A 12,272-nucleotide genomic window follows, 5' to 3' on the forward strand; every position below is an offset into this window, starting at 1 on the left:
AACTGACCACCCGCGTCACTGCTTAAGTGCTCGCTTCCGTGTGGAACGAGCGCTCGCGTGTTCGTGGAAAACCTGCTCGGCTACGCGTGGAATCCGCGCTCGGGTGTCGTGGAATACGCAGCGAACCGCCCGGAACCGTGCGCGGCACGGCCATTGTCTTTCATGGCAATGCGGGCCACGCAGGACACCGTTCCTTCTATGCCGCGGCGCTCAACCTGCTGGGACTGCGCGTGATCCTCGCCGAATATCCGGGCTATGGGCCACGCGATGGGACGCCAGATGAACAAAGTCTGGTCGCCGATGCACAAGAGACCATCGAGGTTGCGCGTCGTCTCTACGGCGCCCCGGTGCTGCTCATCGGGGAGTCGCTCGGAGCCGGCGTGGTCGCCGCAGCCGGCTCGCGCAAACGCGACAAGATCGCTGGCTTAATGCTCATCACGCCATGGGACAGGCTCGAGCACGTCGCCGCTTTCCACTACCCATGGGTGCCCGTGAAGTGGCTGGTGCATGACCGATACGACAGTGTGACCCACCTGGCCGCGTTCCGCCGCCCGGTTCTCGTCGTGGTTGCCGAACGCGACAGCATCGTCCCGGCACGCTTCGGTGAGGCGCTCCATAACGCGCTGAGCGGTCCGAAGCAACTGAAGATCGTGGAAGCGGCTGAGCATAACGACTGGATTGGCCACGTCGACAATAGCTGGTGGCGGGAGGCGATCGGCTTCCTGCTCGCGGCTTCCCGATAATGAAATCCCGTTCCGTCCCGCCCCAGTGCGAACGCCTCTACGTCCTCGATGCGAAGAACAGGCCTGTCGAAGTGTTCGACCGTAGCGAGTGGTCGCGCTGGATGGCCGAGAACGAATTGATCTTTCGCCGCACGCTGCTCGAAGAGGCGGGCGTGACGGTCACGACACGCTTTCGCGGTGTGGCCGACGCGAGGACTGGGATACCCGCGCTCTTTGTGACGCGCATCGCTGGAATGAAAGTGCGAGATGAGAACGAGAGCTATGGCGCAAGCACGCTCGATGAGGCGCTCGAGCGGCACGAATGCATCGTGCAGAAAATCCTTCGGATGCTGACCGGGCAGTGATCGGCGTGCAACTTTACGGCTGAGGACCTGCGTCGCTTCGGGCGAAGCGACAAGGCGTTATGGCCGGGTCGCCCAATGAAGTACGGGCGAGGCTGGAGCGAGCAGCAACTGCGGCACTGCATGCGCGCGGCGGAAATTTTCCCTGACGAAGCCATTTTCTCCGCAGTGCGGAGAGAATTGAGCTGGACGCATCTCAAGACGCCTAAACAGCCGCCGTTGATCGCTCCTCGCGAGTGACGGCGACTAACCGCTCGGCTACATATTTTCCGATGCGCTGCGTTGGGTGTTCAGCTAGGTGGAAAAGCGCGTAGGCGGCCACCACAGAAAACGTGCCGAGTGTCACGAATTTCCCGATTCCTCCCTCCAGCCTGAAAAGCTCCGCCATCACCGGCACGCAGCCGATGAACTGATGCAACGGCTCGTGGACGATGTAGAGGCTGAAGGAAATGCGACCAAGAAACACGAACGCGCCACCCGGCCCGCGAATGAAGCCCTTCACCTTGTTGAGCAGCCCGTCAAAATCCGCGCACAGATAAACGCTGAAGAGCGCGAGGGCCGGGAGCCCCTTCCGGGTAAGGCCGTGCCCCATGGCGTAGCCTGAGAAGAAGTGCGACAGGGTGTAGGCGGCAAAAAACAGGTAGACACCGCTCCGGATTTTCTCGTTGACGGCGAGCCACCGCGCCCGGCAGTTGGCGTAAAGGTACGCTACCCCGATGCCCAGCAGGAACTCGAGGAAAAGGGGGGAGCTTAGCTGGCTGACAATCTGCGCGGGAACCAGCAGGTGCCCTGTGAATGTCGTCGCCGGGTAGGCGTCGAGGTAGAGAGGCGTGTGGCTGAGCGCCTGGAGCCCGAACACGCAGCCAAGCAGGACTGCCCCGGCTGCGAGCCCCCGGTGAGCCTTGGATACCAGCATGCCTGTCCCGAACATTACGTAAAACCAAAGCTCGTAACTGAGCGTCCAGCCCGGCGAGAGGATGTTGTAGCCGAAAAAGGGCGCATCGGTATTCGAAAGCGGGACGAACATAAGGCTGAGCACGTAGGCTTGCCAGTTGGCGCTGCCCTCACTGATAAAAATGATGGTGATGAGCAACCATGCGAGCGGCACGACCCGGAAAGCGCGCTTAATCAGGAACGGCAGCACAAGTTGGTTTTTCACGCTCTGCGTCGTCGTGTACATCACGAAGCCAGACAGAATGAAAAAAATATCGACGCCAATACGGCCGTTTTCGAACAGGGTATTCCCTATATGCGGGATGACGTAATTGAGAAACTCGCGGTAGTGGTAACACATGACCAGCAGCGCACTCAGGCCGCGCAGGCAATCGAGCGAATCGATGTGGTCTGGCCGCTCAATCTTGCGGGGTGCCTGCCGGGTAAATCCCCGTGGCAAAACAGAATTCATATTCTTCTCGTGCCTCTACGAAACGGGGACATATGGAAATGTAGAGGCTGCCGCCACGCGCAGCAGTGACGGTCGTCACGCGGTCTCGCATAAGCATGTGAGCGCCCGGCGAGGCTCCAGGCGGAATTGATTGTTCACGTCTTGGGCGAGGTATCGAACGCAAAGTGGCCGGATTATGCCTTCGCTCGGTCAGACAGATTTCAGCTCTTTCTGGATGTTTTCGCCACAAATGGCGTGGGTATGTGCTGGACCTTCTCGCTTCCGCACTTCGGACAAGGCGGATGAGCGGTTTCATGCTCAGCAAGATGCTCAGCATGTTCGAACATCTCACCGCACTTCTCACATTTGTACTGGTAAGTCGGCATGGCATTCCTCCAACGAGAATTCCGCACCTCGCGCTAGCCCGGTACTGTCTACGACGGCATAACCGATTCTAGTGCAGAAAAATGCGCCCGCGTACGCATCTCGCGCCGCGCGCAGCGTATTCGGCGCGGGCAACCCCGGGTATCGCCGACCATGGCCAAGTGATTGCACCTGCCGCCCCGCATCCGTCGGGCGCTGCCGTCGTGGTGGGCCGCACGCGACCCTTCTCTGCCGCCCACGCTTCCCTGTGCGGAGCGGCGGGTCTCCGAGGTCAATCGGTCATCATCTGAGTAGCTCGACCGAAGCGGGCAGCAGCACGGCACGGAACTTTTAGCGTCACTCGCACGCCGTGCCGTGCTCCCTATTTCCACTTCGAGCCAAGCGTCTCGAGTCCAGCTTTCTTGAGGTCATCTGCCACCATTACCACGCGAAACTCGCAGTCGGCATTGAACGTCAGAAACCACGGTTCCGCGAATTTTGGAATCTGCGACGGCTCCTCAAGGTTCACGACGAGAATTGCTCCGCGTGTTCCGTTCTGCTCGGTAAAGTAGGCGGCTTCCGGTTTCATCTCTGCGAGAATCCGCTCGATTAATTCTCCGATGGAGCCATCGCGCACAAAAGCGTTGAACGGCTCGTGAGGTATTCGTATGTTGAGAAGCATGCGCATAGCCTTCCTCCTTGATTGTGTCCGAAAGGACTCTTCAAGAATAGGAGTTCGTCGTGTGATTGGCTGTGGCGATTCAACAAGCAAAGAGCAATTGGGGCGTCCACATGCGTTGCTGAGCGTTCCACGCATCGACGTTCCCAGGAGAGGGAGGCGCTCAACCGTAGCTGGACCAAATGTCATCCGCGTATTGAATGGTCGTTTGCTGAGCGGAGCGGTCGTCTGAACGTCCGAGCCGCGCGGAGGACGAAGGACGCTTGCTGGCCGATGGCAGGCATCGAATAACCCTGAACGACACCGGAAGCTCGTCTTCATCGGTCTTAGCTCGGCATTCGCCCCAGGACACTGTTGCGTAACAGTTACTCGCGTTTACATTTTCCTCGGAAAAAGAGCCGCACCGCCCGTCGCGAAACTGTGCGTCTGTGCGATTCGCGTCGAGTTAGATGAAATGCCGTGTTTCATCGGACCCGGTCTGCGCCAAGGTCGCGATGTCCAACGTCGCGGGCGATCTGGTTGCAGGCCCTACCATCGGCCACGCAATATTAAGGGACCCTGTGCAGCATACGCCTGTAACAAATGATGGGCGATGGCGAATGGCTTGGGCGCAGAAAGTCCGCTCGCATGCGTGCCCGCGAGCATGGCCTTGACTTCGGAGCGGGCGAACCAGCGCGCGTCTTCGAGTTCCGCGGTATCGGCGACGATTTCCGTATCGCTCGCCTGGGCGAAGCAGCCGATCATCAGCGACGAAGGAAACGGCCACGGCTGCGACGCGAAGTAGACGACCTGTGTGCACTTCACTCGGGTTTCCTCGAGCACCTCGCGGCGCACTGCGTCTTCCACCGTCTCGCCGGGCTCGACAAAGCCCGCGAGCGCCGAGTACATCCCGGCGGTGAATTGCCGCTGACGTCCGAGCAGGCACCGCTCGCCGTCAATTCCCAGCATGATCACAACCGGGTCGACTCGCGGAAAGTGGCGGGCGCCACAGGCATCGCAGATTCGCTGCCAGCCGGAGGCAATGGCGCGGCTCATTGAGCCGCAGTTGGCGCAGAAGGAATGGCGGCGATGCCAGTCGAGCATCGACTTTGCCTGGCCCAGCATTCCCAGGACTGCGGGAGAGACGAGGCCTTGCAGGGCGATTGAGCGCAGATCGACCCGAAGATGGACCTCGCCTCGCGGTGGGTCCGCCTGTTCCAGGCCGAGCTTGAAACCGAGCGCGAAACGTCCGCTGCCATCGCTCTCCTGCCCGAGAAAGATGCTGTGAAGCGGTTGACCCAAAGTGGCCGCTTCACTCGCCAGGAACCACGCATCGTGCTCAATGCCGTGTTTGAGCAAGGGAATATCGGCTTCGAACACGAGAAAGCGTGCGGACGGGGCACTGCGCAGAGACTCGATGAAGGCGTGATCGTCGCGGCTTTCGGAGCGGCGATCGAGTGGGTTGTCATTGAAGCCGATGGATGCGGAAGAGGCAGTCATCATCAAGGTGGCATTGCGGGTATAGGCGGTGCGTGAGTATGGCACGGCATTCTGCGGGGCGGGGCGCCGCGGCCCCGGTCGACTGTGGGAATTCAGGACGGGACGGGAACGATCAGCGACTGGCCGACGACGAATCGGGTACGACGGAAAAAAACGATTGGCAACATCCGGAGACTGGCTCGAAAAGGTCGACCGCGTCGGGCGGTAGGCGGCCAACAAGAGACGCTTGCCGACCAGGATTTACTGTGAATTAGCTCAATTTGGCGAACCGGGAATACCTGCGAGAACGTAATTCGCCATGGAAAAATCGAAATCACCGATTCGATGGGATGACGATGGCTTCGCTCCAAAGGCGGATCAGTTTTGTGCCGGCCTTCCCATCTTCGCTCGCTCCATTCTCAATCGAACCTGGACCTCCGCCGCGTTCGAGGAAGTGGCACCGATGCTCGCGAACGTTCCAGCATCTTCACCGACCTTCGACAGGATATAAGCTAGATAATGGTACGTTCCACCTTGACCTTCAATGTCCCGATCCGCAACGACTCGCAGTTGCAAACCAGGGCGTTGCGCGCCAGTCACAATGCGTTTGAAATGCTCGATTGAGCTGGCAGCGTCGGCTCTCCTTGCCCAAACGGAGCACGAATTATCAGCTTGCCAGATGACGATGAAATTGCCTGAATGGCTCGGCGCTGACCATACCTTGCCGGTCTTTCCTCTCAGCACTTTTTCCGAGAATGATGGGTCAACGTCACGCAAATCATATTTGGCAGCCAGCGCATTCAACGCTTCGCGATTGCCAACTGATGGGATGCACAGATCCATGAACAGTTGTGTTGCCACATTCGACTGAGCAACTGCGACGGATGAGGGGGCCTCCTGCGCCGCAACACACGCCGAAAAAATCAGAGTTGTCGCAAAGATAAATGATTTCATGGCCTCTCGGCTTTTGACTAAAAGGTCCGGTAGCGTGCATCACGTGTATCGGCAAGCTACCGGTGTCCGGCCGGCAGATTACTGTTCGGTCAATCTGTAACCGTCAGCGTGGTGGAGACAGTGATCGATGCACCTGAATTGCGGTCCGTTATCGTTGCTGATACCACGTATTTCCCGACGGGATCATTGTTAGCAAGACCTAACTTCAGCTGCGCGTCTCCTAACTGCACAATGCCTGGTTTTGGCGCAGCGCGTTGCCACACGTTGTATGGACCGATGTTTTGAACAGCTCCATCGGGTCCGGAAAATCGATACGTGACACTAACGTTGCACGTGCCCGCAGGATTTGGCTTGCACCCAGAGAACAGGAGCATAGCGCTCACTGATTTTCCTCTCTGCACCTGCTTCGTGGTCTGCAGTACTGGGCTCTGCGTAGAACTGTTCCACGCTCGCGTAAATGCCGCTTCGTGTGCAGTTAGCACGAGCATCACACCAAAGCCATTAGCACTTTTGACATCCTGCCTGTCCGGGATTGCTCTTCCATCGTGATCTATCCACCCAGCGATTGACGGCACTGCGTATAGCACGAGGACTAGTATGTGCAGTCGCTTCAAATATTTGTTCCAGGCGAATTCACGGCTGGAAACGGGCATTTTCCAACTTGCACTCTCTGGATCTGCGATCATTGAATTCCCCGTTAATAGAACTCACCACAGCTTGCGGAAAAGGAAGACGCTTGTTGCGATGGATATTGCCAGGAGAACGATCGCGAATGGAAGCAACATCAGCAGTGCAAATCCTTCTCCGAGACCAGCGCCCTCGGTGTCGAAATGTCGAGGCGTGATCGCGCTGTGAAAGATGACCAGGTTCACGAGCACACCACACAGAGGCAATGCGACTACGGCTCCGATCACGCCCGCCAACACGTCCAAAGCGACTCGCTCGAATCCATGCGGCTGCTCATTTTTGTTGCCTTCCATTTGCAACCGCTGGCGGTGGCAATGTCTTGCGATTGACCTGGCCATTGTCCGTCTTATAACGGCAGTGACAGCGCCGACCGGGCTCATATCAAAGAATCGCGGCTACCCGCCGCTCTTGAACGTCTCCCGCCGCACATTGCTAACCAGATCTCGGTCATCTTTGAGCGGTTCCGACACTCGTGCGTGCTGCTCAAGCCACGTGTGACGTCTCGTCCGGTTGGTTGAACGTCCGCTTTACGGCGTGTCGAACGGCGGGGAACGGGTCGCTTCCGGCCGATCGCGGCATGACGAGGTTGAGCCTGCGTATGCATGATGCATGCGTCGGCGCCCGGCCAGGATCGGACATTCGACATCAGTACCTGGATCGTCGACATAGCAGACATTCGGCGCGTGCCCTATCGCACGAACAAGGCGCGGAGCACGTGATATGACTATGGCCCTAGTCAGGCAGGAGCGCTCTCTCCTTGCCATGCAAACAATGAACCATCGGGTAGATGTTACTGCTTGCGATGGCACCGCTTCGCGGAGACCAACAATGAAAATCTGCCGTGCGCTTCGGAAAGTTTATCCGCGGTTTCAACTGACTGCATACATTATCGGATTGTGTGTCGTCGCTTGTCCGCCTGTCGCGACCGCCGCCACGTTCGAACTGTTGCAACAACAGCGCTTTGAACTCCCGACCGTTCAAAGCGATCCTAAAGCCAGTATAGACCTGTTGAATGCCGCTCCTTCGACAAAAGGGGGATTTGTCTTATCCGGTTCGCTGGGAAAGAGCCGTGCTTGGACGATGCACATCGGACGAAATTTGGCCGTCGACTGGACAAATGTGGTGGATCAGGGCTGGCCTGCATTTGGTGCGCGCACCGTCCGGGACGCGCGAGACGGCGGTTTCTGGGTTGTCGGATATGAAGAGCAGAAAGATCCGCGGAACGAAATCCGCGAGCACAGGGAGCCCTTTGGGTGGTTAAAAGTTACGCAGGCGCATACGTCTGACTACGTCGCACGGTTTGACGCCGCGGGGAATTTGCTATGGAGCCGCTCATATTTCAGCGGGGCGGCCAGAGGTTTCTACTGCATTGTGGAGAGTGCGGACGCCATCCTTGTAACTGGCGATGAGCGGGTAAGCGTGATTCCCGATGGAAATACTCACCGGTACGAGCTAGAGCGAGTTTTGTTTGTTCCTTGGCTTGCGAAGCTTGACAAACAGGGCAATCTTCTTTGGGAGCGACGCGTCGTTATGACTGGCGGCGATAGCGTGCTTACTAGCGATATTCTTCTTCGGCCGAGGTGCACTGGTCTCAGCGTGTCAGAAAACGGCAACGTTACGATGGCCGCGGTGGTCGCAGAAGTTCAGGGCGCACGGCATGCGGACGACGGAATACATGTGCCCGCAAACGGCGAACACTTGACCGCAAGGAGCACCATCATCGCGCAATTTGATAGCACTGGGCGCGAACTGAACAAGCTGAAGCTAGACGGGGAAAATCAGGCGTTTTTGTTTGAGGACGAGGGAGGTTTTTCTGTTGTCGGGCACGTACGCCCATCGTTCGATCCTGGACAGGTGGATCTACGCAACTTCGCGACAACACTAGCAAAGAGGGCGCGCGAGATTCAAGCGCAATCCGGAGTGAGAATTACGCACTTCGATAAGGTTCTTCGGGCGACGAATGATGAAGTGATTTCGGTTCCCTCGTTATCGTTCAATCTTTCCGCGGTATTGCCCGAGCCAAATGGTCGTTATCTAATCGCAGGATGCGACGACAACAGCAACAACTCGATTGCCAGGATCGCGTCCGACGGGTCTATTGACGCAATTCAGAAGATCGAAGCTTTAGGAGGACTCCGTCAGTGTGGAACAATTGCTTTTGGTCATGGCGGCGCCGACAACGAATTTTTGCTGTTCGTTAGCAGTAGGGTGGCAGGAGACTATGTTGCAAGTGTTCGAACTCACAGATGAAATTGGTGGGCCATGCTTCATTTACCCGCTAACTGCAAACCAAAATCCCGCGTTTCGCAAGGTAGATCGCCACCGCAGCGTCCGATTCGCGCTGGACGGCGAATCAGGGGTTCTCAAAATTCCTTTTCAATAAATCGGAACGCACAAGAAAAACCCGCCTCTCACGGCGGGTTCCTCCTCAAACCTCAAACCTCAAACCTCAAACCTCAAACCTCAAACCTCAAACCTCAAACCAAAGCAGACCGCATCACATCACGCCAGCAGCTTGCGCTCCGTCTTCCCGTACTTCACCGACTTCTCATCCGGAATCATCAGCCCGGTGCGCTCATCCCGTCCCTGCAGAAGGAAACGCGCGTTGGGATTGCCGATCTGCTCGGCCGCGAGCTTGCTGTCCGCACCAATCTCGCCCTTCTTCATCCGGTTCACGATCACGCCGGCCGCCGTGTCCTTGAAGTCGCGCAGCATCCACGCGTCGCCGTCGCTGTCGCCGAACACGAGCAGCGGGCCATAGCCCTTCTTTGACGCCAGTTCTCCGCGAATGCCCAAGGTTTTGCCCGGGCCGTAGTTGAAGTACCAGCCGTTCTTGTAGTCGCTCGTGTACTTGCCGTCGCGCATCTCCAGACGCATGCCGATCACGTTCTCCGGCGGCACGCCGTAGCCGTAGTTCGGATGGCCGGCAAACACGCGCACGACGTCGTCGAGCGACGCGGTGCTGATGTACACGTCGATACCGTTCTCACGCAGCGTATGCATTGCCGCGCGAATTTCCTCGTGAATGCGGATGCCGTGGAAATGCGTGTCCGATACGACGCCAGCCTTGCCCGGCAGCGTCGCCGGGCTTTCATACGCGACTTTGCGCAGCGCATCGCCGATGCCGTGATCGTTCGACGCCGCCGCCATCGCCTGCATCTCGGCGGGCGTCATGTTCCTGTAGAAGTAGATGATCCACTTGTAGCCGACTTCGAGCGGATGCGTATCGCAGATCGCGTCGTACATGAAATACAGCTTCGCGCGGAAATCCTTGAACTGGTCGGTTTCCTGAATGGCTTCGAGACTCTTGTCGCCGGCGAGGCCCTTGTAGTTCGCATATAGCCAGCGGTAGTCGGATTCGACGTCGGCGGCGAGATCGTCCATCGTCACCGGCTTGCCGTCCACCGTCGTGTAGTCCTTCATGAACGGGCCTTTCGGCACGTCCTTCCACATCACCTGAACGAATTCATCCGGCGTCATCTTGTACTGAAGATGATTGATCTGGTACATCAGCAACGCCTCTTCGCAGTCGTTCATGATGCACGTGTTGTCCCAGTCGAACACCGCATACGGACGACGATTCGGGTTGTATTGCTTGCTTTTCACGCCGTGCTGGTCGAGCACCGACTGCAGGCGCGCCGCGTTCAGCGGCGACCAGCGGCCCGGGTCGAGCGAGTCGGCCGTCGGCTTTGCGGTTCCGGCCGCGCCTGCTTTGGCGACGAGCGAGCCGGCCGCAGTGGCGACGGCAAGGGTGTTCAGAAACTTGCGGCGTTGCATGGTCTCTCTCCGTGGATATGGCGACTCTGATCCGCTTGGGTCGCGCTCGGCCATTGCGCGCACAACGGCCGGCGTTCGTACTGACGCCCACGCCGCCGATCGAGAGGTTCGTGCCTCGGGTCGACGGCGCATGGCCTTCCGAAAATATGACGAAGATATGACAACGACTTACTGCCTTGCGACGGCAAGCTGTCCAGGAACGACGCCGCCGGGTATTTCATCCGCCGCCCGATGCATTTCATAAGTCGTTCTAAACGACGCGGTTCCTTTCTGTGTTGAGGCGATGGCAAGTCCTCAACGAACGGCAGATATCGACGCGTGATGATTCGTGTATATGCAACGAGCATCGATGTTTACACGCATCCGTGGAAGCCCGATTGGATTATTCTGCGTTTCCTTAATTCGCGTTTTGAATGAATGTGTGATACCTGGATTCTGTCGCTGAGTGAAAGTAACAAGTGCGATTTTTGCCAGAAATCACTATGCTGGGGATACAATCAAAACGAGCGTCGCGCGATCTCACACTTGTTGCTCCTGCCGCCGCTCCACACCGGGATGTCGCCCCAAAAAACGGCCGTCTGTCAATAGATATCAATATTCCCCTGAATGGCGACAAACGACTCTCACAAGCAGGAGAAAATCCTGGGACGACTAGGCTTTGCCACCCTTGTAGCGCTGCTGCGCGTCTTTTCAGTCCTGCCCTACGGGTTGGTTGCCAGGTTTGGCAGTGTGCTCGGCACGATGCTGTACGCGCTTCCAAGCTCCCGAAAACACATCGTTCTTGTCAATCTGCGTCTGTGCTTTCCGGGTAAATCCGACGCTGAGTACGAGGTTCTCGCGAGAAATCATTTTCGCCACGTCATTCGAAGCTATGTCGAACGCGGCGTCCAATGGTTTGGCAGCGAAAAGTCGATTCGGAATCTGGTCCAGATCGAAAGCCGAATCGATCTGGAAGAAAAGCATGCGGTACCGACCATTTTTCTGGGCTTTCATTTTGTAAGTGTCGAGGTCGGCTGCATACTCTACTCGACGCAGTTGCCCGCCGCCTCCCTCTATACGCGCATGTCGAACGCGCGCATGTGCGACCTCGCCAAGCGGCAACGCGGCAGATTTGGCGCCGAGATGGTCGAACGGTCGACGAGCGCGAGGAAGATCGTTGGGCTGCTTCGCTCAGGCATACCGGTCATGCTGGCAGCGGACATGGATCACGGCATCCAGAACTCTGTTTTTGTGCCGTTTTTTGGCGTTCCCGCGTGCACGCTTACTTCGGTTTCGCGCCTTGCCAGGCTAGCCGGTGCACGAGTGGTGCCATTCGTCACGGAAGTGCTGCCGGATTACCGCGGCTATAAGCTCACTATCTTCGAGCCGTTCAGCGGCTTTCCATCGGAGAGCGAAACGCTCGATGCGCGTCGGATGAACGAGTTTCTTGAAACACAGATCCGGAAGTGCCCGGAGCAGTATTACTGGGTGCACCGCCGCTTCAAGAATCGTCCGCCGGGCGTGCCAGGCGTGTATTGATCCAGTCTCTTCGATGCATGCCAGACCGGCAGTGGCCGTGCACGACAGTTAATCAGTCGGAATCCTCAATAATTAAAAAAGACGAGGACGCTCATTGCATGGGAGCGTTTCCAGCCGCACGCCCCGTCATTCATCTCCGCTGTAAAAAAATCGAAAGAAAGAGAAATATCCAGTCATACGACTGAAGCGTTGCTGAAAGCAATCCAGCGACTGCACGCATGCACGCGTCCAGAAACGGCAGAAAGAGCCCCCGATATCGCCGGTGCGGCCTGGGCCACGGGCTCTCTTCCGTATTTCGATTGATCGTTCAATCAACTTAAAACCTTGCTGCACGGCCTTCGTGGCGTCGCGTTGTCGCATCTGCGCAA

12 protein-coding genes and 1 pseudogene are annotated in these 12,272 nt (G+C 57.6%); 5 read left to right on the forward strand and 8 right to left on the reverse strand.

The window, feature by feature from the left end; genetic code table 11:
• Positions 1-86: 86 nt before the first annotated feature.
• The 3 genes and pseudogenes from L5014_RS31535 to L5014_RS31545 all read left to right on the forward strand — a co-directional run.
• The gene (locus L5014_RS31535) at positions 87-743 is read left to right on the forward strand and encodes an alpha/beta hydrolase (RefSeq protein WP_238467720.1); all 657 of its coding nucleotides are present in this window, start codon (positions 87-89) and stop codon (positions 741-743) included.
• The gene (locus L5014_RS31540) at positions 743-1,087 is read left to right on the forward strand and encodes a hypothetical protein (protein WP_238467721.1); all 345 of its coding nucleotides are present in this window, start codon (positions 743-745) and stop codon (positions 1,085-1,087) included. The genes L5014_RS31535 and L5014_RS31540 overlap by 1 nt, the downstream gene beginning before the upstream one ends.
• A gap of 78 nt (positions 1,088-1,165) precedes the next feature.
• Positions 1,166-1,285, forward strand: a pseudogene (locus L5014_RS31545) (PDDEXK nuclease domain-containing protein); the annotation flags it as partial.
• Between the two features lie 4 nt (positions 1,286-1,289).
• Here the strand turns inward: L5014_RS31545 and L5014_RS31550 are convergent.
• From L5014_RS31550 to L5014_RS31580, 7 genes are all read right to left on the reverse strand, one after another.
• Positions 1,290-2,489 carry an acyltransferase family protein gene (locus tag L5014_RS31550; protein ID WP_238467722.1) on the reverse strand — a complete coding sequence of 400 codons (1,200 nt, stop codon included), beginning with the start codon at positions 2,487-2,489 and terminating at the stop codon, positions 1,290-1,292.
• Positions 2,490-2,689: 200 nt separating this feature from the next.
• A complete protein-coding gene (locus L5014_RS31555; RefSeq protein WP_175198492.1) occupies positions 2,690-2,854 on the reverse strand; it encodes an FmdB family zinc ribbon protein in 165 nt (54 codons plus the stop codon).
• 359 nt (positions 2,855-3,213) lie between these two features.
• The gene (locus L5014_RS31560; RefSeq protein WP_173259863.1) at positions 3,214-3,519 is read right to left on the reverse strand and encodes a panthothenate synthetase; all 306 of its coding nucleotides are present in this window, start codon (positions 3,517-3,519) and stop codon (positions 3,214-3,216) included.
• Positions 3,520-4,038: 519 nt separating this feature from the next.
• A complete protein-coding gene (gene nudC / locus L5014_RS31565; RefSeq protein ID WP_238467759.1) occupies positions 4,039-4,989 on the reverse strand; it encodes an NAD(+) diphosphatase in 951 nt (316 codons plus the stop codon).
• Positions 4,990-5,346: 357 nt separating this feature from the next.
• Positions 5,347-5,922 (reverse strand): NMCC_0638 family (lipo)protein, encoded by a 576-nt coding sequence (locus tag L5014_RS31570; protein ID WP_238467723.1) that lies wholly within the window; start codon positions 5,920-5,922, stop codon positions 5,347-5,349.
• Between the two features lie 89 nt (positions 5,923-6,011).
• The gene (locus tag L5014_RS31575) at positions 6,012-6,608 is read right to left on the reverse strand and encodes a hypothetical protein (protein ID WP_238467724.1); all 597 of its coding nucleotides are present in this window, start codon (positions 6,606-6,608) and stop codon (positions 6,012-6,014) included.
• A gap of 21 nt (positions 6,609-6,629) precedes the next feature.
• On the reverse strand, positions 6,630-6,902 hold the full coding sequence (locus L5014_RS31580) for a hypothetical protein (protein ID WP_238467725.1): 273 nt from the start codon (positions 6,900-6,902) through the stop codon (positions 6,630-6,632).
• A 535-nt stretch (positions 6,903-7,437) separates the two neighbouring features.
• On the opposite strand from L5014_RS31580, the gene L5014_RS31585 reads away from it, so the two are divergent.
• A complete protein-coding gene (locus L5014_RS31585; RefSeq protein ID WP_238467726.1) occupies positions 7,438-8,859 on the forward strand; it encodes a hypothetical protein in 1,422 nt (473 codons plus the stop codon).
• Positions 8,860-9,111: 252 nt separating this feature from the next.
• Here the strand turns inward: L5014_RS31585 and L5014_RS31590 are convergent, their stop codons facing one another.
• Complete coding sequence (locus tag L5014_RS31590; RefSeq protein ID WP_238467727.1) at positions 9,112-10,386, reverse strand: haloacid dehalogenase-like hydrolase; 1,275 nt, start codon at positions 10,384-10,386, stop codon at positions 9,112-9,114.
• Positions 10,387-10,992: 606 nt separating this feature from the next.
• Here L5014_RS31590 and L5014_RS31595 point away from each other — a divergent pair.
• Entirely contained in the window at positions 10,993-11,904 is a 912-nt protein-coding gene (locus tag L5014_RS31595) for a lipid A biosynthesis lauroyl acyltransferase (protein WP_420800174.1), read from the forward strand.
• Positions 11,905-12,272 lie beyond the last annotated feature (368 nt).

Source organism: Paraburkholderia tagetis (genome assembly GCF_022213065.1).
GTDB classification, from domain to species: domain Bacteria; phylum Pseudomonadota; class Gammaproteobacteria; order Burkholderiales; family Burkholderiaceae; genus Paraburkholderia; species Paraburkholderia tagetis.

Excerpts from the sequence above, each read along its gene's own strand:
- L5014_RS31590 (WP_238467727.1), bottom strand. The coding sequence starts at position 10,386 with ATGCAACGCCGCAAGTTTCTGAACACCCTTGCCGTCGCCACTGCGGCC.
- L5014_RS31570 (WP_238467723.1), bottom strand. The coding sequence starts at position 5,922 with ATGAAATCATTTATCTTTGCGACAACTCTGATTTTTTCGGCGTGTGTT.
- L5014_RS31550 (WP_238467722.1), bottom strand. The coding sequence starts at position 2,489 with ATGAATTCTGTTTTGCCACGGGGATTTACCCGGCAGGCACCCCGCAAG.
- L5014_RS31585 (WP_238467726.1), top strand. The coding sequence starts at position 7,438 with ATGAAAATCTGCCGTGCGCTTCGGAAAGTTTATCCGCGGTTTCAACTG.
- L5014_RS31540 (WP_238467721.1), top strand. The coding sequence starts at position 743 with ATGAAATCCCGTTCCGTCCCGCCCCAGTGCGAACGCCTCTACGTCCTC.
- L5014_RS31595 (WP_420800174.1), top strand. The coding sequence starts at position 10,993 with ATGGCGACAAACGACTCTCACAAGCAGGAGAAAATCCTGGGACGACTA.
- nudC (WP_238467759.1), bottom strand. The coding sequence starts at position 4,989 with ATGACTGCCTCTTCCGCATCCATCGGCTTCAATGACAACCCACTCGAT.
- L5014_RS31560 (WP_173259863.1), bottom strand. The coding sequence starts at position 3,519 with ATGCGCATGCTTCTCAACATACGAATACCTCACGAGCCGTTCAACGCT.
- L5014_RS31555 (WP_175198492.1), bottom strand. The coding sequence starts at position 2,854 with ATGCCGACTTACCAGTACAAATGTGAGAAGTGCGGTGAGATGTTCGAA.
- L5014_RS31575 (WP_238467724.1), bottom strand. The coding sequence starts at position 6,608 with ATGATCGCAGATCCAGAGAGTGCAAGTTGGAAAATGCCCGTTTCCAGC.
- L5014_RS31580 (WP_238467725.1), bottom strand. The coding sequence starts at position 6,902 with ATGGAAGGCAACAAAAATGAGCAGCCGCATGGATTCGAGCGAGTCGCT.